This is a genomic window from Thermodesulfobacteriota bacterium (genome assembly GCA_036397855.1).
GTDB lineage: Bacteria > Desulfobacterota_D > UBA1144 > Nemesobacterales > CSP1-2 > DASWID01.
In genome coordinates, this window is record DASWID010000038.1 from 1 (window position 1) to 21,917 (window position 21,917).

Annotated in this window: 26 protein-coding genes; 13 read left to right on the forward strand and 13 right to left on the reverse strand. The window is 40.5% G+C overall.

The annotated features are described in order from the left end of the window. Positions 1 to 126: 126 nt before the first annotated feature. Both VGA95_03075 and VGA95_03080 read left to right on the forward strand, forming a co-directional pair. On the forward strand, positions 127 to 357 hold the full coding sequence (locus VGA95_03075) for a ribbon-helix-helix domain-containing protein (protein ID HEX9665518.1): 231 nt from the start codon (positions 127 to 129) through the stop codon (positions 355 to 357). After that, a complete protein-coding gene (locus VGA95_03080; GenBank protein ID HEX9665519.1) occupies positions 354 to 683 on the forward strand; it encodes a type II toxin-antitoxin system PemK/MazF family toxin in 330 nt (109 codons plus the stop codon). The genes VGA95_03075 and VGA95_03080 overlap by 4 nt, the downstream gene beginning before the upstream one ends. A gap of 255 nt (positions 684 to 938) precedes the next feature. Here VGA95_03080 and pyrF read toward each other — a convergent pair whose 3' ends face one another. Together pyrF and VGA95_03090 are read right to left on the reverse strand one after the other, a co-directional pair. After that, positions 939 to 1,676, reverse strand: coding sequence for an orotidine-5'-phosphate decarboxylase (gene pyrF / locus VGA95_03085; GenBank protein ID HEX9665520.1), 738 nt, complete (start codon positions 1,674 to 1,676; stop codon positions 939 to 941). A 75-nt stretch (positions 1,677 to 1,751) separates the two neighbouring features. Further along, positions 1,752 to 3,473: a proline--tRNA ligase gene (locus tag VGA95_03090; GenBank protein ID HEX9665521.1), complete on the reverse strand. Its 1,722-nt coding sequence runs from the start codon at positions 3,471 to 3,473 to the stop codon at positions 1,752 to 1,754. A gap of 253 nt (positions 3,474 to 3,726) precedes the next feature. On the opposite strand from VGA95_03090, the gene VGA95_03095 reads away from it, so the two are divergent. Then, positions 3,727 to 4,158 (forward strand): hypothetical protein, encoded by a 432-nt coding sequence (locus VGA95_03095; protein HEX9665522.1) that lies wholly within the window; start codon positions 3,727 to 3,729, stop codon positions 4,156 to 4,158. Between the two features lie 36 nt (positions 4,159 to 4,194). Next, positions 4,195 to 4,680, forward strand: a complete 486-nt coding sequence (locus VGA95_03100; protein ID HEX9665523.1) for a UPF0158 family protein — start codon at positions 4,195 to 4,197, stop codon at positions 4,678 to 4,680. Between the two features lie 146 nt (positions 4,681 to 4,826). On the opposite strand, the gene VGA95_03105 is transcribed toward VGA95_03100, so the two are convergent. Then, positions 4,827 to 5,888: a PA0069 family radical SAM protein gene (locus VGA95_03105; protein HEX9665524.1), complete on the reverse strand. Its 1,062-nt coding sequence runs from the start codon at positions 5,886 to 5,888 to the stop codon at positions 4,827 to 4,829. Positions 5,889 to 6,112: 224 nt separating this feature from the next. Here VGA95_03105 and VGA95_03110 point away from each other — a divergent pair, with 224 nt between their 5' ends. Continuing rightward, positions 6,113 to 6,634, forward strand: a complete 522-nt coding sequence (locus VGA95_03110; protein ID HEX9665525.1) for a gamma carbonic anhydrase family protein — start codon at positions 6,113 to 6,115, stop codon at positions 6,632 to 6,634. A gap of 57 nt (positions 6,635 to 6,691) precedes the next feature. Here the strand turns inward: VGA95_03110 and ispG are convergent, their stop codons facing one another. Beyond that, the gene (ispG, locus tag VGA95_03115; protein HEX9665526.1) at positions 6,692 to 7,756 is read right to left on the reverse strand and encodes a flavodoxin-dependent (E)-4-hydroxy-3-methylbut-2-enyl-diphosphate synthase; all 1,065 of its coding nucleotides are present in this window, start codon (positions 7,754 to 7,756) and stop codon (positions 6,692 to 6,694) included. Between the two features lie 192 nt (positions 7,757 to 7,948). Between ispG and VGA95_03120 the strand changes: the two genes are divergently transcribed. The 7 genes from VGA95_03120 (at position 7,949) to rfaE1 (ending at position 13,399) form a co-directional block, all read left to right on the forward strand. Further along, positions 7,949 to 8,347 (forward strand): iron-sulfur cluster assembly protein, encoded by a 399-nt coding sequence (locus VGA95_03120; GenBank protein ID HEX9665527.1) that lies wholly within the window; start codon positions 7,949 to 7,951, stop codon positions 8,345 to 8,347. A gap of 17 nt (positions 8,348 to 8,364) precedes the next feature. Beyond that, complete coding sequence (locus tag VGA95_03125) at positions 8,365 to 9,426, forward strand: Mrp/NBP35 family ATP-binding protein (GenBank protein HEX9665528.1); 1,062 nt, start codon at positions 8,365 to 8,367, stop codon at positions 9,424 to 9,426. Between the two features lie 124 nt (positions 9,427 to 9,550). Next, on the forward strand, positions 9,551 to 10,003 hold the full coding sequence (locus VGA95_03130; protein HEX9665529.1) for an Hsp20/alpha crystallin family protein: 453 nt from the start codon (positions 9,551 to 9,553) through the stop codon (positions 10,001 to 10,003). 64 nt (positions 10,004 to 10,067) lie between these two features. Further along, complete coding sequence (locus tag VGA95_03135; GenBank protein ID HEX9665530.1) at positions 10,068 to 10,997, forward strand: DnaJ C-terminal domain-containing protein; 930 nt, start codon at positions 10,068 to 10,070, stop codon at positions 10,995 to 10,997. Further along, positions 10,994 to 11,290, forward strand: coding sequence for a MerR family transcriptional regulator (locus tag VGA95_03140; GenBank protein HEX9665531.1), 297 nt, complete (start codon positions 10,994 to 10,996; stop codon positions 11,288 to 11,290). Before VGA95_03135 ends, VGA95_03140 begins: the two co-directional genes overlap by 4 nt. A 23-nt stretch (positions 11,291 to 11,313) precedes the next feature. Further along, positions 11,314 to 11,610, forward strand: coding sequence for a DUF1844 domain-containing protein (locus tag VGA95_03145; GenBank protein HEX9665532.1), 297 nt, complete (start codon positions 11,314 to 11,316; stop codon positions 11,608 to 11,610). A gap of 328 nt (positions 11,611 to 11,938) precedes the next feature. Then, the gene (gene rfaE1 / locus VGA95_03150; protein HEX9665533.1) at positions 11,939 to 13,399 is read left to right on the forward strand and encodes a D-glycero-beta-D-manno-heptose-7-phosphate kinase; all 1,461 of its coding nucleotides are present in this window, start codon (positions 11,939 to 11,941) and stop codon (positions 13,397 to 13,399) included. Positions 13,400 to 13,483: 84 nt separating this feature from the next. Here rfaE1 and VGA95_03155 read toward each other — a convergent pair whose 3' ends face one another. The 8 genes from VGA95_03155 to VGA95_03190 all read right to left on the reverse strand — a co-directional run bounded on the left by VGA95_03155 (position 13,484) and on the right by VGA95_03190 (position 19,934). Further along, positions 13,484 to 13,780 carry a hypothetical protein gene (locus tag VGA95_03155; protein ID HEX9665534.1) on the reverse strand — a complete coding sequence of 99 codons (297 nt, stop codon included), beginning with the start codon at positions 13,778 to 13,780 and terminating at the stop codon, positions 13,484 to 13,486. Between the two features lie 30 nt (positions 13,781 to 13,810). Beyond that, positions 13,811 to 14,566 (reverse strand): tetratricopeptide repeat protein, encoded by a 756-nt coding sequence (locus VGA95_03160; GenBank protein HEX9665535.1) that lies wholly within the window; start codon positions 14,564 to 14,566, stop codon positions 13,811 to 13,813. Position 14,567: 1 nt separating this feature from the next. Then, positions 14,568 to 15,470 carry a PfkB family carbohydrate kinase gene (locus VGA95_03165; protein ID HEX9665536.1) on the reverse strand — a complete coding sequence of 301 codons (903 nt, stop codon included), beginning with the start codon at positions 15,468 to 15,470 and terminating at the stop codon, positions 14,568 to 14,570. Further along, a complete protein-coding gene (gene mtnP / locus VGA95_03170; protein HEX9665537.1) occupies positions 15,470 to 16,324 on the reverse strand; it encodes an S-methyl-5'-thioadenosine phosphorylase in 855 nt (284 codons plus the stop codon). Before mtnP ends, VGA95_03165 begins: the two co-directional genes overlap by 1 nt. A gap of 163 nt (positions 16,325 to 16,487) precedes the next feature. Then, positions 16,488 to 17,138, reverse strand: a complete 651-nt coding sequence (locus VGA95_03175; GenBank protein ID HEX9665538.1) for a hypothetical protein — start codon at positions 17,136 to 17,138, stop codon at positions 16,488 to 16,490. Positions 17,139 to 17,398: 260 nt separating this feature from the next. Further along, positions 17,399 to 18,361: an ornithine cyclodeaminase family protein gene (locus VGA95_03180; protein HEX9665539.1), complete on the reverse strand. Its 963-nt coding sequence runs from the start codon at positions 18,359 to 18,361 to the stop codon at positions 17,399 to 17,401. A 98-nt stretch (positions 18,362 to 18,459) separates the two neighbouring features. Next, positions 18,460 to 19,101 carry a 16S rRNA (guanine(527)-N(7))-methyltransferase RsmG gene (gene rsmG / locus VGA95_03185; protein ID HEX9665540.1) on the reverse strand — a complete coding sequence of 214 codons (642 nt, stop codon included), beginning with the start codon at positions 19,099 to 19,101 and terminating at the stop codon, positions 18,460 to 18,462. Then, on the reverse strand, positions 19,098 to 19,934 hold the full coding sequence (locus VGA95_03190) for a thermonuclease family protein (protein HEX9665541.1): 837 nt from the start codon (positions 19,932 to 19,934) through the stop codon (positions 19,098 to 19,100). The genes rsmG and VGA95_03190 overlap by 4 nt, the downstream gene beginning before the upstream one ends. A gap of 444 nt (positions 19,935 to 20,378) precedes the next feature. Between VGA95_03190 and VGA95_03195 the strand changes: the two genes are divergently transcribed. Then, on the forward strand, positions 20,379 to 20,714 hold the full coding sequence (locus tag VGA95_03195; GenBank protein HEX9665542.1) for a hypothetical protein: 336 nt from the start codon (positions 20,379 to 20,381) through the stop codon (positions 20,712 to 20,714). Positions 20,715 to 20,789: 75 nt separating this feature from the next. Here the strand turns inward: VGA95_03195 and VGA95_03200 are convergent. Then, positions 20,790 to 21,917 (reverse strand): peptide chain release factor 1 (locus VGA95_03200; protein HEX9665543.1); only part of this gene is annotated, 1,128 nt, incomplete at its 5' end.

Consider the following 21,917-nt stretch of genomic DNA (forward strand, 5'->3'; position numbering starts at 1 on the left):
ACCCTAACTATTTGTTTACGTTCGTACCTGAAAACTTGGCCGATAGTACCTTTTTGCTGTACCCGGATCATGAGCAAACAGGCAAGTGGTTATTGACAAGAAATCCATATGGAGTATATTAGTAGTATGAAAGTAAAGACATCTATCACACTCTCTGAAGACCTTCTTGAAGCCATCGACCAATTGTCAACACAGTTCAAGAACCGATCCGAATTCATCGAATCGGCCCTACGCGCATACGTGGCGAAGATGATTCGCGACGAACAGAACGCCAAAGACTTAGCTATAATAAATGAACGAGTTGAACGTCTTAATAAAGAAGCCGCTGATGTGTTGAACTATCAGGTGATTCCGTGAAACGTGGTGAACTCTATCGCGTCGCTCACCCTTCAGCCAGAGACCCAAGAAGATACAGGGTATTTGTAGTAGTCAGTCGTCAGGTCCTAATCGATTCACGCTTTTCTACTGTTATATGTGCACCAATTTATTCAAGCCATGATGGTTTGTCTACTCAGGTATTGGTGGGAGCAGGAGAAGGTCTTAAGCACGACAGCAGCATACACTGTGATGAATTAGTGAGTTTGCCGAAATCAGCTCTAACGAATTACGTTGGCACACTGCCACCAGCGAAAATCGAGGCTCTAAATCAAGCTCTACGAATCGCGCTGGACATTCCCGAATAGAAAGAGCTGATGAACGCTTGTCAGGCGCTGGGCTCTAATATTTAACCATTACCTAATTACATTTAGGTAGACTGTATTTCACAAAGGGTTTAAGAGGACTGTCACGCCCTTCGACTGTGCTCAGGGCGAACGGTATTTAAGTACGGTATTTTAGATAAGCCGTTCGTGGTGAGCCCATCGGCTGCGCTCAGGACATGCCCCTGTCGAACCACGAAAAGGGATCATGAGCCTACTTCAACGGAGCATAAGGCCTCGTCATGCTGAATTGTCATAAGATATAGAACGAATAATTTCATTAAGTGCTCCTTCAGGGTCATTTGCTTCAGTTATAGCTCTTCCGATTACCAGATAATCCGCCCCCAGAGAAACAGCCTCAGCAGGTGTTACAACTCTTTTTTGGTCTTGAGCATATTTATCGAGCCTTATACCTGGAACAACAAGTTTAAACCTATCACCGAATTCTTTTTTTAATACTTCCACCTCCATACCTGAACATACAATTCCATCCACCCCCGCAATATCTGCGATATCAGCCAGCCTAAGAACCGATTCTATCGGTAACCCTTTAATTCCTATCTCATTTATTCCCTCTTCACTGTGACTGGTTAATATAGTTACTGCAAATATTAGAGGTTTAGCTTGTAACAATCTTTCAGACTCCAGTTTTACACTCTCCGAAACTGTCCTCATCATTTCAAATCCACCTAGAGCATGGACGGTAAACATATGAATTCCATAACTAACAACTTGTTTAGCAGACTTTCCAGCAGTTGAGGGAATATCGTGGAATTTAAGATCTAGAAATATTTGAGCTCCCATGTCTGAGAGGTTCTTAATTCCCTGCGGCCCTGAGCTTAAAAAAAGAATTGGGCCGACTTTAAATATCTTGATTTTTCCTATTAATCTCTTAACCCAGGTTTTAGCAACATCAAATTCAGGGAAATCCAGGGCTAAAATTATTCGTTCTTCTGGTTTAAAGTCAACTTTAGCCATTTTTTATAACATGATGCACGATGCATGATTCATGATACACGAAGGATTCACCTTCCATCCTGCATCTTGTTCCTATCAACTCGTAGATGAACGAATCGACTTGATTTCGCTCTCGACTTCTTCAATCCTCACTTTCTTCGAAATCCCCCCTTTCCTCAGCTTGATCTCCACCGAATCTTCTTTAAGTGTCCTCTGGCCTATCACAATATGAATCGGGATCCCTAATAGATCTGCATCCTTGAATTTAATTCCTGCACTCTCCTCTCTATCATCAATCACTACCTGAATACCGGATTGGTTTAACAGCGAATAAAGGTCCTCAGCTACATTAAATATTTGCTCCTGGCTTACATTGAGTGGGAGTATAATAACCTCAAACGGGGCAATTGAGATAGGGAGAACTATGCCATTTTCGTCATAATTTTGCTCTATTGCTGCAGCAACAGTTCTACCTATCCCAATACCATAGCAACCCATAATAAAAAACCTTTCTTTACCGGAAGCATCTACAAAAGTAGCATCCATTGCCTCGCTATATTTGGTGCCTAACATAAAAACATGCCCAACCTCTATACCCCGGCTTGAATTTAGAGCACCCGTGTCACATTTCGGACAGGGGTCGTTGTTGCACGCGACTCGAATATCCGCAAATTTATCAACAGAGAAGTCCCTACTCAGATTGACATTTATTAGATGGAAGTCCTTTTTATTCGCGCCCGTAATACCATTTGTAATATTCTCAATTGCCCGATCCGCTATAACATTTATTTTGATTCCGACTGGTCCACTGAAACCAATGGGTCCATTCGTAACTTTTTCGATTGTTTTTTCTGTTGCAAGTTCGACATATTCTGCACCTATAGCCCTCTTAAGTTTTGTAAGACATAGTTCATGATCACCCCTCACAAGCGCGGCAACAGGTTCACCCTCTGTCTCTATTATCATTGTTTTTATCAGTTTACTGGGACGCACTTTTAGGAATGATGAAACCCCTTCAACAGATTTCAGATCGGGGGTATGTACTTCAGATACATGCATCCTCTCTTCTTTATCTTTAAAAGTTTCATTTTTTCTTTTATTCCCCAGCTCTGCAAGTTCTAAATTCGCGGCATAATCGCACTTATTGCAACTCATTATTACGTCTTCTCCTGTTGGAGCAAGAACCATAAATTCATGCGAAAAGCTACCTCCAATATTTCCCGTATCCGCAAGTACGGCGCGAAACTCGAGACCGCATCTCTCAAAAATACGGTTATATGCTTCGTACATTAACCAGTAAGACCTTTCTGCTCCTTCACCGTCCGCATCAAAACTGTAGCCATCTTTCATTATGAATTCTCTCGCTCTCATTACACCAAAGCGAGGACGAATTTCATCTCTAAATTTTGCTTGGATCTGATAAAGATTAACAGGGAGCTGTTTGTATGACCTGAATTCCTTTCTAACTAAATCTGTGATTATCTCCTCGTGTGTTGGCCCGATGCAGAATTCCCTATCAGCTCTATCCCTAAATCTCAAAAGCTCCTTTCCATATTTCTCCCACCTACCGCTTTCCTTCCAAAGGTCAGAAGGAAGTACGAAGGGCATCAGCAATTCAATCGCTCCTGCGCGGTTCATCTCTTCTCTGACTATGTTCTCAACCTTCCTGATAGACCGAAGCCCTAAAGGCAGGTAATTGTAGATTCCCGCCGCAAGTTTTCTGATCATCCCGGACCGGATCATTAATCTCTGGCTTACTACCTCCGCGTCGGCGGGATCTTCCTTTAGTGTCGGGATGAAAAAATCTTTGTATCTCAAGTTAGTTGCCTCAGGATGGATAAATTACCGATTTTATCGTTAATTGCAATACATATTTCAATAGCTTTCAACAGAATTCCTACTTTATATTAATATAAAGTATTGTAAGATGATTTACATAACCCTTTGATTTGATTTAATGAAAGCAAATTGCAATAAAGATTTATCTTTATTCAGTATTCTCAAACCTTAGAGGAGAAAGTCCATTATGAACTCGATTAGAACCTATTGTTTTATATGGATATTTATTAGCATGACTCTTTGGATGTTAGCTTGTGCCGCTAAAACTGCTGAGACAACAAAAAAAACTACTGGCAAAGTTCATCAAGTCACGATTGATGCTGACAGCAATGCAAATATGGGATCCCCAGTTGTGGTGGACATCGTATCCGCATATGACGATCAACTTGTAAGGGCCCTTGAATCAAGCGCTGCGAGCGACTGGTTTGCTTCAAAAAAGAAATATATTGATCAATTTGAAGGTAAAATATTTGTGATCAGTCGCGAAATTGCTCCTGGAAATCAAATACAACTAGAATATACGACCGAAATAGATGAGAAACCTATTGCAACCTTTATTTTCGCCAGTTACGATTCAGCAGGGGAGGGCCGCATAAAGGTTGAGAAATTCGAACCACTTGTCATAAAACTTGAGGAAAAGGAATTTCTCGTTTCCGATGATTAACAAGAAATTTAAATAAATGGGAATTTTCTAGACTTAATGACGATTAGCTGTAGCTTAGATGATATTGTCGATGCACTTCAATTCCAATCAGAGATTCACAAGTACTATCTCGACACTAATACGGGAGAGGTAATAATGCTCTCGGATGAGGAATTCGATGCTGTTGAAGATGACGAACCGATTGAAAATTATCCCGAATGGCATAGAGAATTGATTACATTGGCGCGCCTCGTATTGGAGGACAAACTAGGAAGGTTTGTACCACTTCCAACATCATTCGATATTCACGAATATAGTATCATGGAACGGTTCAGCAGAAAATATCCTGATATTGGTATATCTCAAGAGCTCTGTGAACTTATCCAAGGCCGTGGGGCATTTCGTCGTTTCAAAGATGCCATCCATGAATACGGAATTCAAGATGAGTGGTACAAATACAAGGACGCTGCGCTAGTAGATATCGCGAAGGAATGGTGCGAAGACCACGGGATTAAATACACACTTGGAGATTTAAACGACTAGTAGCCCAATAGACCGTTACTAATATATTCAATAAGTCTCTATCGCCTATAATCATAAATGACAGTATCAAGTTGCTTTTGATTAAAAGATCTCATCGTAGAATTCACATCTATTTAGAGTTAAGTAAAACGACGAGATCCCAAAGACTACTCAAAAAGCTTTAATTGCTCCGACGTCCCAGGCCGGCGGAAATTCTCTTTGGAAAGTTTGAATTTATTTCCTTCAATTCCTGCCTTACGACAGGCTAGCTCAAATATTTTTCGTACCTGTTCAGCAAAAATACCATCACCCTTCATCCTGTCGTAGAATTCATTTGAATTAAGCTTTCCGCCACGGATCGAACGTATACGATTTAGAACCTTATTTTTTTTATTTGGATAATGTCTTTCCAACCAGTTTTGAAAAAGCTCTTTCACACCATATGGTAAACGAAGCATTATGTATCCTGCTTGCTTGGCACCGGCGTCGACGGCTCTTTGAATGATATTCGGCATTTCGTGATCTGTGAGACCTGGAATGACAGGCGCAATCAGTACCATTGTTGGGATACTATTTTCAGAAAGCCTTTGAATAGCTCTCAATCGATACTCAGGCTGCGAGGTACGAGGCTCCATAACTCGTGCCAAATCTGGGTCCAGAGTTGTTACTGATACTGCTACAGCCGCTGCATCATATTCGGAAAGATTTTTTAAAATATCTATGTCGCGTGTAACAAGATAATTCTTTGTAACGATAGTCACAGGATTCCTAAACTCTGCCAAAACATTTAAACACTCCCTCGCCAATTTGAAATGACGCTCAGCTGGCTGATAGGCGTCGGTATTGCCACTGAGCGCGATTGTTTGAGGCTTCCAGTTAGGAGAGGATAATTCCTTTCGCAGGAGGTATGGAGCATCTTCTTTAACAAAAATTTTCGTCTCAAAATCTAAGCCAAGTGAAAGTCCAAAATATTCATGAGTAGGTCTAGCATAACAGTAAATACAACCATGTTCGCAGCCCCTATAAGGGTTGATACCGGCATTAAAACCAACGTCCGGACTATCATTGTAGGCAATTATGGATCGAGTTGAGTCTTTGTAATACTCGGTTTTGGGAGAGATTCCTTGTGATATTTCCCCGTCATCGGGTACATAGTCGATTTTCTCAAAACGGTTGGCTGGATTTTCCGCCGAGCCACGACCCCTTATGTTTTGATGTAATTTATCCATTTATGAATATTATAAGAAGTTTGTTACAGCTAATCCAATAAGATCTTGGACGTGAAATATGCGTTTACCAGGAATTGCGATTACGTCGAATGGAAACCCCCTACTGATTACCATCGTTGCTATTGGCGCTTAGCTATTGGATGTAGAGGACTTACATAGGTAATATTACACCTCGATTTATCATTTACACTATGGGTCAAGTATTTTAATAGAAGGAGTCAACAATGATTTATCTATTAGGCGAAAGAAAGGTAGAAATTAGAGCAAAAGACTATTTTATTGCAGAAAATGCAACCGTAATTGGATCAGTAATAATAAATAATAACGTTAGCATTTGGTTCAATGCTGTTATCAGGGGCGACAATGAACCGATAGAAATCGGCGAAGATACAAATATTCAGGATGGAGTTGTTGTGCATACCGACGAGGGCATTCCAATGCGTATTGGTCATTCGGTTACAATCGGCCACCTGGCAATGCTACACGGATGCGATATCGGAGATAATACCTTGGTCGGAATAAATGCAGTCATTTTAAATAACGCGAGAATTGGCAAGAATTGTATTGTAGGTGCGAATAGCCTAATTCCAGAAGGAAAAGAGATTCCGGAAGGATCCCTTGTATTGGGAACCCCTGGAAAGGTGATAAGAAAAGTCACAGATGAGGAAATTAAGAATTTGAGACTATCCGCCGAGCACTATGTTCACAACTTCAAGAGGTTTAAAGAAGGTTTAAAAAAAGCTTGAATGGTTGACGTGGACGTTGTTGAAAAAAATAATGGATGGAAATTGATTAATAAAAAACTAATCAATCGAAGCAAATTGTTCTAACTCTTTAACCAGTTCATCAACAAGCTGGTTTTCTTTACATGACCGTATTAGCCTACCATCCTTATATAGCATGCCCTTCCCTCTTCCTCCGGCAACTCCTATATCCGCCTCTGATGCCTCTCCCGGTCCATTTACAACACATCCCAGGATCGCAACCTTGACAGGCCTTGGGAGATCAATATTCCTGATTCTCAATTCCGCTTCCCTGACAAGTTTCATTAAATCGATTTCAAGCCTCCCGCAACCGGGACATGAAACAATCTCTATACCGTTTTTCCTCCAACCCAAAGATCTGAGTATCGCTATACCCACAGAAACCTCCTCAACAGGATCACCAGTAAGAGAAACCCTGATCGTATCACCAATTCCCTCTGCGAGAAGTGTCCCGATGCCGACTGAGGATTTGATAGTACCCATCTTAATAGTTCCTGCCTCTGTGACCCCAAGGTGAAGGGGATAATCTGTCCTTTCAGCAATAATTCTGTACGACTCAATCATTTTCATAACGTCAGTGGATTTTACCGAGATCTTCATATCCCTGAAGTCCATATCCTCCAGTATCTGCACGTGTCTGAGTGCACTCTCAGCCAATGCTTCCGCCGTCGGACTACCATATTTCTTCAATATATCTTTCTCGAGCGAACCGGAATTAACCCCTATCCTTATAGGTATATTTCTCTCTTTAACCGCATCAACCACAGCTTTAATCCTGGCCCTCGAGCCAATGTTACCAGGATTTATCCTCATACCATCCACACCCTGGTCAATTGCCTCAAGCGCAAGATTGTAATCAAAATGTATGTCCGAGACCATTGGAATACCTACTTGCTTTCTTATGTGGCCAAGGGCTTTCGCTGCCTCCATATCCGGTACTGCAAGCCTTACGATATCACAACCGGCATCTTCGAGTTTTCTTATTTCTTCTATAGTTGCCCGAATATCCCTTGTATCAGTCTTAGTCATAGACTGAACGGTTATAGGAGCTCCACCTCCAACTTTCACATTTCCTACCGAGATTTGTCTGGTCTCTCTTCGCATCTCCAGCCAAGTAGATTATTGAATTAAAGAAAATCTGTCAAGAATTTCAGTATTTATTCGCATTCTGTTATAAAAGCACCTAATCTTTGTTTTTCATCGAAATAGATATTATTCAACTTAACAGGTAACATATCGTGGTACTGTTGATTATCTTCGTTTAAAATCTGGCTTAAGGAGAAAACATATATGGCTATGAAAAAGATCATAAATATAACTAAGGATGAAAAGCCAAATGAATCAGAGGCGAAGCAAGTAACTTTCACCAAAATTGAGAAGACGAAGGAGACCGACGAGCCACTGACCGAAGAAAGGGTATTCGAGGCACTGAGATCGGTCTATGACCCGGAACTCCCCGTAAACATTGTTGATTTGGGACTTATCTACGATGTTGGTATATCGGGACGAAATGTAAATATAAAGATGAGCCTTACTACACCGGGATGCGGTATGGGTGCGACAATTGCCAAGCAGGCTGAGATGGCAATAAAGCCAATAGGAGCCAAAAACGTTTTTGTAGATATAGTTTGGGATCCGCCTTGGAATCCAGATATGATGAGTGATGAAGCGAAACAGAGATTGGGCATAGAATGAGAGGAAAACGCTAAAAAATGGAATTGAGCCCAGACGGGATAAGAAACATCCTCAAAAATGTAAAGTACCCAGGATTTACCAGAGATATAGTTTCATTTGGCCTAGTAAAAGAGATAGAGATAAAAGGCTCGAAGGTAAATGTTGACATCCTCCTTCCTAAACAGGATGATAAACTAGAATCCCAGATCAAGGAATCAGTAAGAAAAACACTTTTAGAATCACCTGATGTTTCCGAAGTGAGTATCAACATAGAAACGAGAGAAAAACAGGGTTCCCCTGGACAGCCACAGACTAAGAGACCCGAAAAGTCCAAGCTTCCAGACATTAAATATTACATAGCGGTAGCTAGTGGCAAAGGAGGTGTAGGTAAGTCTACGGTAGCGGTGAATCTTGCCATTTGTATAGCTAAGTTGAGAAATAATGTCGGGCTCATGGACGCTGACATCTGGGGGCCTAGTACTCCGATTATGATGGGTATAAATGAAAAGCCAATATCTACCCCTGACCAGAAGATCATCCCGCTCGACAAGTATGGATTAAAACTCATGTCAATTGGGTTTCTGATAGACCAGGACGAGACAGTCATCTGGAGAGGTCCTATGGTGCATGGTGCAGTGAAGCAATTCATTGAAGATGTCGATTGGAGGGGAACAGATTACCTCGTGGTCGATTTGCCGCCAGGCACGGGAGATGCACAATTATCCCTCGTCCAGACCGTGCCCCTAAGTGGCGGTGTAATCGTGACAACACCCCAGGAGGTTGCGCTCATTGATGTGAGGCGCGGAGTCCAGATGTTCAGAAAGCTAAACGTGCCAGTCTTGGGCATTGTTGAAAACATGAGCTATCTCGAAGTTCCCGAAACTAATATGACAATTGATATCTTTGGCAGGGGCGGGGGAAAGCGAATGGCTGAAGAATTCAATGTGCCCTTTCTAGGGGAAATACCAATTGATCCTGAGATACGAAAAGGCGGTGATGAGGGAAAACCAATCACTATTTCACATCCAGAAAGTCCAGCTTCACTAGCCTTTTTAGAGATATCCGAAAGGATCTTACAACAGATTGAAAAAATAAATTAACACAGAGTTTCCAATCAGTTATACCCTCTAACTTCTCATATTTTTTACAATTATTTCCTTGATTCATGAGAGACGATGATTATCTTAAAAATGTTAGAAACTTCAATACAAGGAGGTAAGTAGAATGGTTAGATTAAGGGTATGGGATCCATGGAGAGATTTTGGATCACTCCAAGAAAAAATAAACAAAATGTTTGAAGATACAATGAGATCAGCTGCTCCAGGTGATGAAGAATTGGTAACAGGTGCATGGTCTCCTGCAGTTGATATCCACGAGACTGACGACACCTATGTAGTGAGCGCCGATCTCCCTGGTCTTAATAAAGACGATATCCAGATCAATGTAGAAAACAGCACCCTTACTATCAAGGGCGAGAAGAAGTTCGAAGAGAAGGTACCGAGAGATAAGTACATCAGGGTTGAGCGTACCTATGGTACATTTGTCAGGAACTTTAGTCTTCCCCAAAATGTCGATTCTACAAAGATAAAGGCAACATTTAGAGATGGGATTCTAAATCTAACTCTTCCAAAAAAAGAAGAGTCAAAGCCCAAAAAAATAGCAGTTGAGGTTAACTAGTTCCTTTAAAGCTACCCTGCTGGAAGATGATTCGGCAGGGTAGCTTTTATTACATTAAATAAATATGCCTCCAAAGAAGGATTATTACAGTATTTTAGGTGTTTCTAGAAACGCTACAAAAGAAGAAATAAAGAAAGCTTATCGTAAGCTTGCGAGAAAGTACCATCCTGACTTAAATCCCGGAAATAAAGACGCAGAACAAAAATTTAAGGAAATACAAGAGGCCAATGAAGTATTATCCAATGAGGAAAAGCGGAAAAATTATGACACATTTGGAACTGCGGATTTTCAGGCTGGACCCGGAAGAAGTACGTGGAGATGGTCAGAAGGTTCTCCCGGTGGATTTGAATTCGATGTCGGCGATATAGGTGGATTCGAGAATTTATTTGGTGATATTTTTGGCTCTAGATGGACTGAGAGAGGTGCAAGTAGAGGCCGTGACATTGAATACCAAGTTACAATCGATTTCGAAACTGCTATCAAGGGTGGCACCAAAGATTTAACAATATCTAAACAGACCAAGGTTGGGAAAGTTGCTACAGAAACATTGTCAGTAAAAATTCCCCCCGGTGTCGATGACGGGTCAAGAATCAGGGTTAAAGGAAAGGGAGAAGAAGGCAGAGGAACAAGTGGTGATCTCTTCCTGAGGATCAAGGTCAAACCCCACCCCATTTTCGGTAGGAAGAATGACGATATTTACATTGACCTCCCTATAACCTTCTACGAGGCAGCACTAGGCGCCCATATAACGGTTCCAACTATAGATGGATCAGCTACCTTGACGGTTCCTCCTAATGTGCAGAATGGAACTAAGCTCAGGCTGAAGGGTAAGGGTGTAGAAAATTTGAAGACCAGACAGCGAGGCGATCAATACGTTGTCCTCAAAATAGTTATGCCTGAAACAATCAACGACAGGACAAAAAGCGCATTTGAAGAATTACGAAATTCAAATCCATACAATCCGAGATCACATTTGGAAAAATATATGAGATGAAACTCTACTCATTTAGATCATTGTTGGAGATCGTAGGAGTAACTCCCAGCTTTATTAAACGGCTTGAAGAAGCTGAGGTACTATATCCAATGGAAGAAGGTAATGAAGTGTTTTACACCGAAAGAGACATGAGAAAGCTTTTCCTTGCCAAGGATCTCCAGGAAATGGGAGTTAACTTTGCGGGCATAGAAGTAATATTAGAGATAAGCGATCGAATGTTTAACATGAAAAAAGAAACCGATGATGTCATATATAAACTTTTCAAGTATATTGATAAGAACATCGGAGAATAAAACTATGATGGGAGGCAATCAAAATGGGAGATGAAGACAAAAGAAGATCAAAGGAAAGCGGCTCATTGAAATTAGATTTCTCGAATTTTGTCCTCTCGCTTAATGCGTCAGCTCTAATACACCTTGGGGATATACCCGATCCTCAGTCCAGAGAACGATTGATTAATTTCTCCGCAGCGAAACATACAATTGAAATTCTGGAAATAATTAAGAGTAAGACTGCAGGCAACCTCGATGGAGAAGAGCAAAAACTCCTAGATGACGTACTTTATAACTTAAGAATGAAATACGTGAAAGACATCGGTTCTGAAAAAAAATAATTCTCCAACGTATCCCGACGATGTTAAATAATCCCAAACTACCGGCCTTGCATTAAACTAATATTGAAAATGTGATGTTAACATAGATATTTTAGGCATTTTATACCACCGGTCCTGATTCGAAGCACTACTTCAATTAAAAAACCCATCCCGATCCCGTAACCAAATTTGAAACGGTACATACTCTACAGAGTTGCGTATATAAAATGAAGCTTCGGCGATTAATAAATTAATTTTAATCGTCTTAATTTACAGCTCGATTCGCTTAATTTATAATAGTTAAGGTCACGATCATAATTCTCCTCCATGAAAAGCTATTTCCTCTAGCATGGATACTCTATCAGTCATAAGCAACTTTAAGAAGCAAAGAATAATCGTTATAGGGGATATTATGCTTGATCGCTTTATTACCGGTATTGTTTCAAGAATATCCCCGGAAGCACCGGTACCCGTACTAAAGGCAAAAGATGAACGTATTTCAATCGGCGGTGCAGGAAACGTTGCTATTAATTTGATAAGCCTTGGCGCATCTGTGAAAATCTTCGGAATATTAGGCAATGATGATAACGGCAATAAATTATCAGAACTTTTAAAGCAAACTGAAATAGATTCAAATGATTTAATTACCGACCCAGAAAGAATTACAACGACGAAAACCAGGATTATCACTCGAAATCAGCAGATTGTCAGAATTGACTACGAGCAGAATAACCCTATTTCTGATATAACAAGAAAGAAGATGGCAAGATCCTACCTAAGCTCGATGGATAAATTTAAGCCAGACGGAATTATAATCTCGGATTATGCCAAGGGCCTAATAACAAAGGAATTATGTAAAGAAATCATAAAACTTCCCAAGGTGAAAAACATATTTGTTGCTGTAGATCCCAAGGGCAAAGATTTTACAAAATATAAGGGTGCAAGTGTGATAACACCGAATCAGACGGAAGCGGAAGAGGTTTGCGGTTTTAATATTGTCGACGAAGCAACCCTAAAAAAAGCCATGAAAAAACTGATTAAAATAACAGGCATTGACAATATCATAATAACTAGAGGGAAGGAGGGAATAAGTTACTGTGTAAAGGGAGGAAACACAAAAACAGTACGGTCGAATGTCAGAGAGATCTTCGATGTAACGGGAGCAGGCGACACAGTTATTAGTGTTCTCACACTTTCATTCCTGTCGTCAAAGTCATGGCAGGATTCGGTGAGAATCGCAAATGCAGCCGCAGGCATGGCGGTTGGAAGGGTTGGGACAGTCAGCGTCACGCAAAGAGATCTACTCGACGCCTTTGGCAATAATAGAAATCTAAAACCCCAAAAAATAGTTTCGAGAAAATCTCTCTTTGAATTGCTGTCACACCTAAGAAAAGAAAAAAAGAAAATTACGTTCACTAATGGTTGCTTCGACCTTTTTCACAAAGGACATTTACACCTACTGAATGAAGCTAAAAATTTTGGAGACGTGCTAATAGTTGGAGTCAATGACGATGATTCTGTTAAGAGGATTAAAGGAGAGGAAAGACCCTATACACCCGCGTTAGATAGAGCGGAGATGATTGCAGAGTTGGAATGTGTAAACTTTGTTGTTGTTTTCCCTGAAGATTCTCCGCTTGAATTAATTAAAATGATAAAACCTGACATACTGATCAAAGGTAGCGATTACAAACATGAAAAGGTCATTGGAAGTGAATTCGTTGAAAGTTATGGGGGGAAGGTCAAGTTTATAGAACAACTCAAAGGCATTTCGACTTCCACGCTGTTAAGCAAGATAAGACATTCAAATTAGCGCCCTGATACATCTGGATATTGATAAAAGAGTGAATGCATCAAAATATTCTATGACGATAACGATTAATGTTCAGTATCTCACTTATACGCTTTCATGCTCCAATTTCTTAGACCTTTTCCCAGTGGCAGGGCTTTTTTTGGTTCCCTCTAGCTTCTCTATCCTTTTTTCCAAAGCGTTAATCTTTGAATTAATCAAGGTTAAATCTTTCTTAGTAGTAATATTGAGACCCCGTGTCGCTTTCTCTAGATTCTTGTCAAACGTGCCTTTTAATGTCTTAAATTGATTGTCAACAGTTTTTTCGAATCTTTCCATCCACTTGGGATTGCCAAATAATTCCTTAAACCCCCTTACCATATCATTAGTTGTTTTTTTTGCCATACCTTTCCCTCCCTAACTGTCGATCTTATATTAATTACATATTGTGTTAACATATTTACTAGCACTCATACCATAATCACTAAAATTAGAAATCTTAACGACCCTCTTAAATGATTCACACGCCTCAACAGTTTTTCCAAGTTTTAAATAGCAAACCCCTAAATTAAATAAGGCCTCATCATACAGCTCATATCCAAATGTTGCCCTTTTAAATTCCTCCACCGCCCGCTGATAATCCCCAGTCGACATATAAAGTTTTCCGAGCTCATTGTGAGTGTAAACCAAAGCCGGATTTATTTCAAGGGACCTATCATAGTATTCCTTGGCCTTTTGTACGTCGCCCTTTTTATAATACGCTACACCTAAACTCGTAAGCGCCTTATCCCTAGATCTATAAAGGATATCCGCCGATGCTTTCTCACACTGTTCGATAGCGCTATCCGGCTTATCAAGCTTTAAATATAGACCACACAAGTTATATCTGGCCTCTGAATAGTCTGATTTAATCTCTAACGCCCTTTTATACGATGCCTCGGCACTATCAAAATCCCTTAAACCAAAGAATATAAGCCCTTTTATAAGATATAACTCAGGGTCATTACTGTCCAAGCTCTCAATTACCTCTATATCCTCCAAGGCCTGCTGAAAATTTCTACGATAAATTGAAGCAATAGCGAGCGACTTGTGCTCCGATATTCTTTGGTCATTCTTAGTTTCTTGCGTTTTTTTTCCACCGCAAGAAATCAGAAGTAAAATAATCGATAAAAATAATATGTTTGTCTTCATATTAATCCAGATTGGAAAGTTTTAAAAACGCTTGATACCTGGTCTCTATTTCCTCCTTTTTCAATAGAACCAATCTATCTACACTGAAATCCTCGACAGTAAACGAGGCTATCACACTTCCATGCACTACCGCCTTTTTAAATCCAACAATATCTTGAATTTCGTTACCTGCGATATAACCCATAAATCCCCCAGCAAATGAATCTCCTGCGCCTGTTGGATCGACGACTTCCTCAAGTGGATAACTAGGGGCCCAAAATATCCCATCCCTTGAAAACAACAATGCACCGTATTCCCCCCTTTTCACTATTAGAACCTCGGGGCCCATATCCATAACAATTCTCGCCGCCCTGGTAATCCTCGGTTCTTTCGCTAATTCCCTTGTCTCTGAATCATTGACAATCAAAACATTAACGCGTTCCAAGACCTTTTTAAGCTCTAATGGTTTATTCTCTATCCAGTAATTCATTGTATCCAGAGCCACGACCTTCGGGGCCTTAACCTGATCCAGCACATTCAACTGCAATTCGGGGTCAATATTTGCAAGAAATACGTAATCTTCCTGACTATAATCATCTGGTATTACTGGGTCAAAGGTTTCAAAAACGTTCAGGTATGTACCCAATGTTAGCGGCTCGTTAAGATCGTATCCATATCGACCTTGCCATCTGAATGTCTTTCCCTGAGCCTTTTTAACGCCATGTAAGTTGATATTATACGATTCAAACATTTTTAGATGGTCATCAGGAAAATCCTCGCCAACGACTGCAACAATTTTAACCCCGGTAAAGTTACTCGCTGCGATGGAAAAATAGGATGCGGAACCACCGAGGATTCCCTCCCTTTTACCAAAAGGGGTCTCGATATCATCCAACGCAATTGAACCAACTACCAATACACTCATTAGATATAATCTCTAATCAACGGATCAAGTTTTTCTCTCACTGCATCGCTTATAGAATCTTTTGAAGTTAGGATAGCACTCTGGAGTGCCTTAGAACATATACAATTTCTATTTTCATCTATAATCTGCACAACTTCTCTAATAACTTCTTTTGAGAGTTCCGAGTTTTTTTCGAGTATTTCAAGAATATCTTCAACCGATACGTCGTCATGGCCATCCCGCCAGCAATCATAATCACTGGAAAGAGCCAATGTCGCATAACAAATCTCGGCCTCGCGGGCAAGTTTTGCCTCGGGCATATTAGTCATCCCAATCACATCGACTCCCCATTTCCTGTAAATAAAACTCTCGGCCCTGGATGAGAACTGGGGACCCTCTATACAAATATAGACCCCGCCTTTGTGCACCGTAGCCCCCAATTTTATAGAAGCCTCATATAGATTATCCGAAAGCACGGGACAGACAGGATCAGCCATTGAAACATGGGCGACCAAACCATCGCCAAAGAAGGTTGATACCCTGTTTTTGGTGTTATCATAAAATTGATTCGGAACAACGATATGGCCAGGAGCGATCTCTTCTTTCATACTGCCTACGGCACTCACTGAAATTATAAAATCAACTCCAAGCTTCTTAAGTGCATAAATGTTGGCACGATAGTTGATTTCAGAAGGAATTATATGATGACCCCGTCCATGTCTGGGTAGAAACACCATCTTGGTATCACCCAATTTCCCAACCACCAAATCGTCCGAGGGATATCCCCAAGGGGTCTCGATCCCGATAGATTCAATTTCCCTCAATCCGTCTAATTTATAGAGTCCACTTCCACCTATTACACCTATCGTCTTCATTCAAACCTCTAAGACTGCGCTTCTTTGCTTTAAATTAACACCCTCTTTGATTAGGGTCAATATCGATATGTTTAAAAAGCTACGTTTACGTAACGATAAATCAAGTCAATAATCCATTTCGATAATCATTTTGATTAAATATTCTACCTCCAAAAGAGATAACTTAGCTCCCTAAAAGAAGATTAATCGAAAACCTGAGGTTACTGTATTTAGTGATAGAATAATTATCCCAGAAAACGCAGGTTCCTATGAGAATAAATTCACCCCTACCGAAGTTAGATTGAGCGGCAATAATTTCCTCAGTTCTTGAAAGAGATGTCGACACTTGACTCATTGCGACCACGGTATTTGATTTTCCTCTTATCTTTATCGATGAACAGCAGGGAAGTAATATCTTCTTAACCTTGTAATCGTGGCATAAAACTCTGGAAGTAACCAAGAGCAACTCATCCCCTCTGTGGTTGTTCAATTTATCCCTGACACAATCCTTTTTTAGAGTTAGACCAAAGTGAACAGAAATAGAATTAATACAGTCTGCTATCCCATCCTCATTATTATAGTACCCACACACTACCACTCTATTTCCTTTTTCGATAAAATTCATAACTTCCGTGACTTCTCTTTTAGTAAATGATTTCTCAGGATAGTTGAGCACTAAAACATCAAAGCCCTTAAGATACTCAAATGATTTTAATGTAGTAACCGATGCACCTGATTCAATGATTTTAGCCTTTAAAACGGAATAATAATAGTGATCATCAATTGTAAACTCCAGGTGAGAGATATCCCAACCTATTCTTATCTTTTTTCCCATATACAAACCTGTTCAATTCGTGAAGCACTATTATAGTGCTGTTTTGACATACCATCAAGGGCGACGGCTTGACCGTGGGTACGGAGGAAAAATAAGGGATATCAACATAAATTCTGACGGCTTGGAAAACCTCGCTGATCGGAATTTCGTATGAACCACATCTTAAATTCCTATCTCAGGAGCGATTCATGAATTGCCACAATATCCCGTATCAATTGGCGAAAAAAACCGAAACATTGCTTTTACAGGCATCTATCTCTCTAAATGGAAGGAATATCCAACCTCTTCCCGATAGACCTTACGCTCGCTAGCTTATAAATATGGGCCGCAACTGCAATATCTTCGATCGCGATTCCAAGAGACTTAAAAAGAGTGATCTCTTCGTTGTTGTTCCTACCATTTACCTTGCCCGTAACCACCTCTCCAAGCTCATATATCCTTTCCCACCAAAGTCTCCCCTTTTCTACTAATGGCATGAATTCACCCGCTTCAATCTTCGATTGTTCCTTTGACTCAACTACGATTACGTCGCTCTTGCTCACGCATAGCTCATCTATTTCGCGTTTGAATAGGAAATTTCCTCCAATCGCATTTATATGCACACCGGCTTCCAACCACTCTCCACTGAACACCGGCTGTACTGAGGTCGTGGATGTTATGACTATATCGACTTCATTTAAAGCATCTCTAGGTTTTTCAGCAGGAATTACTTCTATTTCAAGAAGGCTCCCCATCTCAACACAAAATGCTTTTCTTTTAGCGGGATCTCGACTGTAAACCGATATACTCTTAATTTCTCTTACGGCACAAACACCCATGGCCTGCCCCCTCGCCTGCCAACCTGCACCATAAATCCCTACCCGTGAGGAATCCTGTCTAGACATATGCTTTGTCGCAACAGAAGTCGCGGCACCTGTTCTGATCATACCCATATAGTTTCCATCCATAATTGACAGAAGTTCTCCGGTTTCAATATCATGAAGAAAAACCCTAAACTTTATTCCAGCTTTTGATGAGGTATAGGCCTTATAACCCATTACATTCAGGTGCGGAACCGCACCGGGAAGATAATGAAGCATACTCTTTGGTGTTTTGATCCTATTCCTGGAGTGGTTGATTATATTCCCTTTCCCCTGTTGCCTGAAAGTTTCTTCCAATATATGTACTGCGTCATCCATGTTCAAAAGCTCCTGAACCTCTGCTTCGCCTAAAAATAAAACCATGAGACACTCCTTCAATTTTGAATAATTAAGTATTGATTGTTACATTGAAAGTACCTATGAAAAGTTACCTTCGAGATATAATGAAACGCGCGTCATAGTCATCTACCTACTACCAGTATCACCCTCCTTTGTCTTGAATATGGAAGCACTAAATCACTAAATTTCAATAGCCTGAACTCCTTAGAAACGACCTTTGAATTCGACCATTCCTCCAAGCCGCTTTTCCCGCGCATAAGAATAATTTCCCCGTCATCAACCATATAAGGTTTGCTTATTTCAATCAATTTATCGACCGTCCCTACGGCCCTGGATATCACAAAGTCATAATAATACCTCTGAACCCCATTATCCTCTGATTCAGCCCTGGCGCATACCGCAGTGATCCTCTTGAGCCTTAGCTTTCTGATTACATCTGAGAGAAAATATACCTTTTTCTGGGTTGAATCGAGAAGCGTTACCTCAATAGAAGGATTTGCTATTTTAAGAGGAATGCCTGGAAAGCCAGCGCCTGATCCTATATCCAGCACCCTCGATTCTCCTTCTACAAAGTGAAAAATTGTTAATGAGTCCAAGAAATGCCTTATTACTATCTCTTTCTTATCTTTAATTGATGTTAGATTGATCTTTGTATTCCAGACCTGAAGGATATGCAAATAATCAAGAAAGAGTTGGATCTGCTCGGCGGAGAGAGTAATATTTAACTCATTCGCCCCTGAGATTAATATCTCTCTGGCATTCACAGTAAGGCCCTTATTGATATTGGGTGACTGATTACTATATTAGGCCTTCCCCTGTACATCCTTATTTTACCTATCACTTCTACAGGCTTACCCATATAATACTCTTCAGGGATAATATTGAAAAAACTGAAATTACTCAAGCTATCAGGGAATAATACAATATCAAGCACATCTTCCATATTCAAAACTAACACCTTATCTGACTTCCTATACTTTGTGATTTTTCCTCTGACAACCACACGCTGATCAATATATCTCGAAGCACTAGACGGATTTATAACAAAATTGCGGTTTCCCTCAGGGCGCTCTAAGCCTGAAATATCGCCCCAAATCCCGCTCCTGCCATCTTTAGCTTCCTTTTCCGCTTTTAGCAATCTTTCAGCATACTTATCATTAGGCTGGATGATTAAGCCTTTTGCGAGACCACTCCTTAATATTTGTTCATTCACAAAAATGTCACCAACAAAAACATACGCAAGTGTTCTACCATACGGATCGAACCTTTCCTTATCAAATTCCAGCCGGATCCTTTTTCCATCGACTAAATCCTTATTAATTCTCCTCGCTTCATCTGAAAGTGGATCCCCAGGCGCATCCAGAGACCCTACCTCCGGGGAATCTATACCCAGATATCTCACGTTGGTGCTTGAAATATCCTCAAGTATAATGGTATCCCCATCGATTACACTCTTCACCGTATATACATCATCGCCACTTAAATCAGATATAAAGAGGAAGGTCAATATCAGGAGTAAGAGTATGACGATCGAATATGGACTTTTAGTAATACTCTTGACTCGCTGCATGAATCTCATCTGTATAGATATCTTCATTCAATTTGTTGCTTCAATTAAATTCTTAATATCATCTCAAGATTGAGAATTACCTCACATTCGAAATTTTACAGCCTATTTTCAGTTAATTCATATCTCATTCAAGATTAACAAAGATACCGATGATGAATAATTTGATGTGAAAAGAGAAAAATCTCTTGACAATACTATATCAATTTGATATAAGAAGTAGCGCAGAAAGGATGGGAGTACGGCCGGTAGAGACTCGCTGACTAGGTGTGATGAAAGCGTGCAGCGGAAGAAGCGGCGTGAGTAGAGTGCTTAGTGGGCTTGAATGGCGTCTTACGGAGGGTAAGGCGTGCTGCTGGTCCCGCAATTTAAGTCCCTTCGCAAAGTCTAGGCCGATTATGTGGGAAACCGCAGGATCGAACAGGCGAGGAAAACGGCGCTTCCCCCTGCCCAAAATAGAAAAATAAACTTTAAATGCCAAAGATTAAACTAACAAGACGGGATTTCATAATGCTAAGCGGCTCACTTGCCGCTATCAGCCTTATAGGGATTTCATGTGATTCCGATAGTGAAACAGAAACACAAGGAACCCGGACAGTTTTTCTCCTCTCTGGTCGGGGTAGACGCGCATCGCAAGCAGAAAAGAAGCACTATGCAAACAGGTTATATGCTACAGAAGATGCGGCCCTCGCAGACTTACCTCATCCTGGAGCCAGACCTAGGGTTGTTATGATAACCACCAGTAAAAGCAGGTTCGTTGAACTCTTTGATAATGGAAGAAGCACGATGGTAGACCTAAGAAATATCTGAGGTCAAGGATTTAGATTTTACTTTAATTTTTTCATAAAACCGATTTTAATTACTCAATTATTATTAAAATACATATCACATCGTATATCTTAGAATTGCACCTACTCCTTGAATCTTCTTCTTGAGCTCCTGATCAACTACCAAGACAACTTCGGCCTTCTGTCCTAAGGCCTCTTCAATCGCTTCATCGACAATGTCGATAACAGGCAGTGGTTTTATGCCTTCTGGACAAAGACCTTCTCTTTCTTCCAATACCAGAAAACCAGAGTCTGGACATTTATACCCTGCTCTACCAAATCCATCTGAAACCAATAATATTCTTGCCTGTCCCCTCATCAAAGCTCTCAAGGTAGGTTCTAACCCATTAAAAGCGAGCCTCGAACCAAGCTTGTCTTCGAATTCTTCAATCAATCTCTTTTGCTTTTCTAACCTCATTGTTTCCAGTAGGTCCAGAGACTCTTCAACGAGAGTATCCGTTTTAACAAAATCAACATCGACTGTAATTGTCCCAAGCTCCCTCTCTCTGAGATAGGTATGAAGATGATTTGAAAAATCGGCTCTAAGCTGCTCTGCTCCTCCTATAATCAGCCGTTGGAACTTGTTTTCTTTATAATATTCAAATAATTTTTCAGATACATTTTTAAAATGTTGATGCATTTCATTTTCTATCATCCTCTGAAAACTATATTCACCGTAACCCTGCGCTACCCCTTCTCCACCCGCAGAAGTTGATACCCTTTGCCTAAACACACCTTCCTGGGCCTGGAACCTCGTTGTTCTCGCGGATTCAGGATGAAGGTAACCCACGATTTCTTCAGCCCTGTTTGAACTGATCCTAAATAGCCTAGCTTTCTTTCGATCAATCAGAACTACAGCGATATCACCGAACTCATCATTGATCCTGAACAGTTGCCTCGTAAGTGGAGATCTGCCAACTTCCAATCGACTCCTATAGACGAGAGGGAGTTTGAATACATCCCAAAACTCAGCCCCGCTGCAAGAAAAGATCGCTATACCTCTACAGGCTGTGATATTTGAATTAATCTCGATATGATCCAATATCTTTTTAAAATCCGAGTCGACAGATTCAATCGATTCCTTATTTAAACCTGATTTAGTAAGAGCATCCCTCTGCTCCTTAATCAGGTTTTTAAGGATTATTCTATATTTGAAATTTTCCCTCTCATTGGGACCTAATTTCAA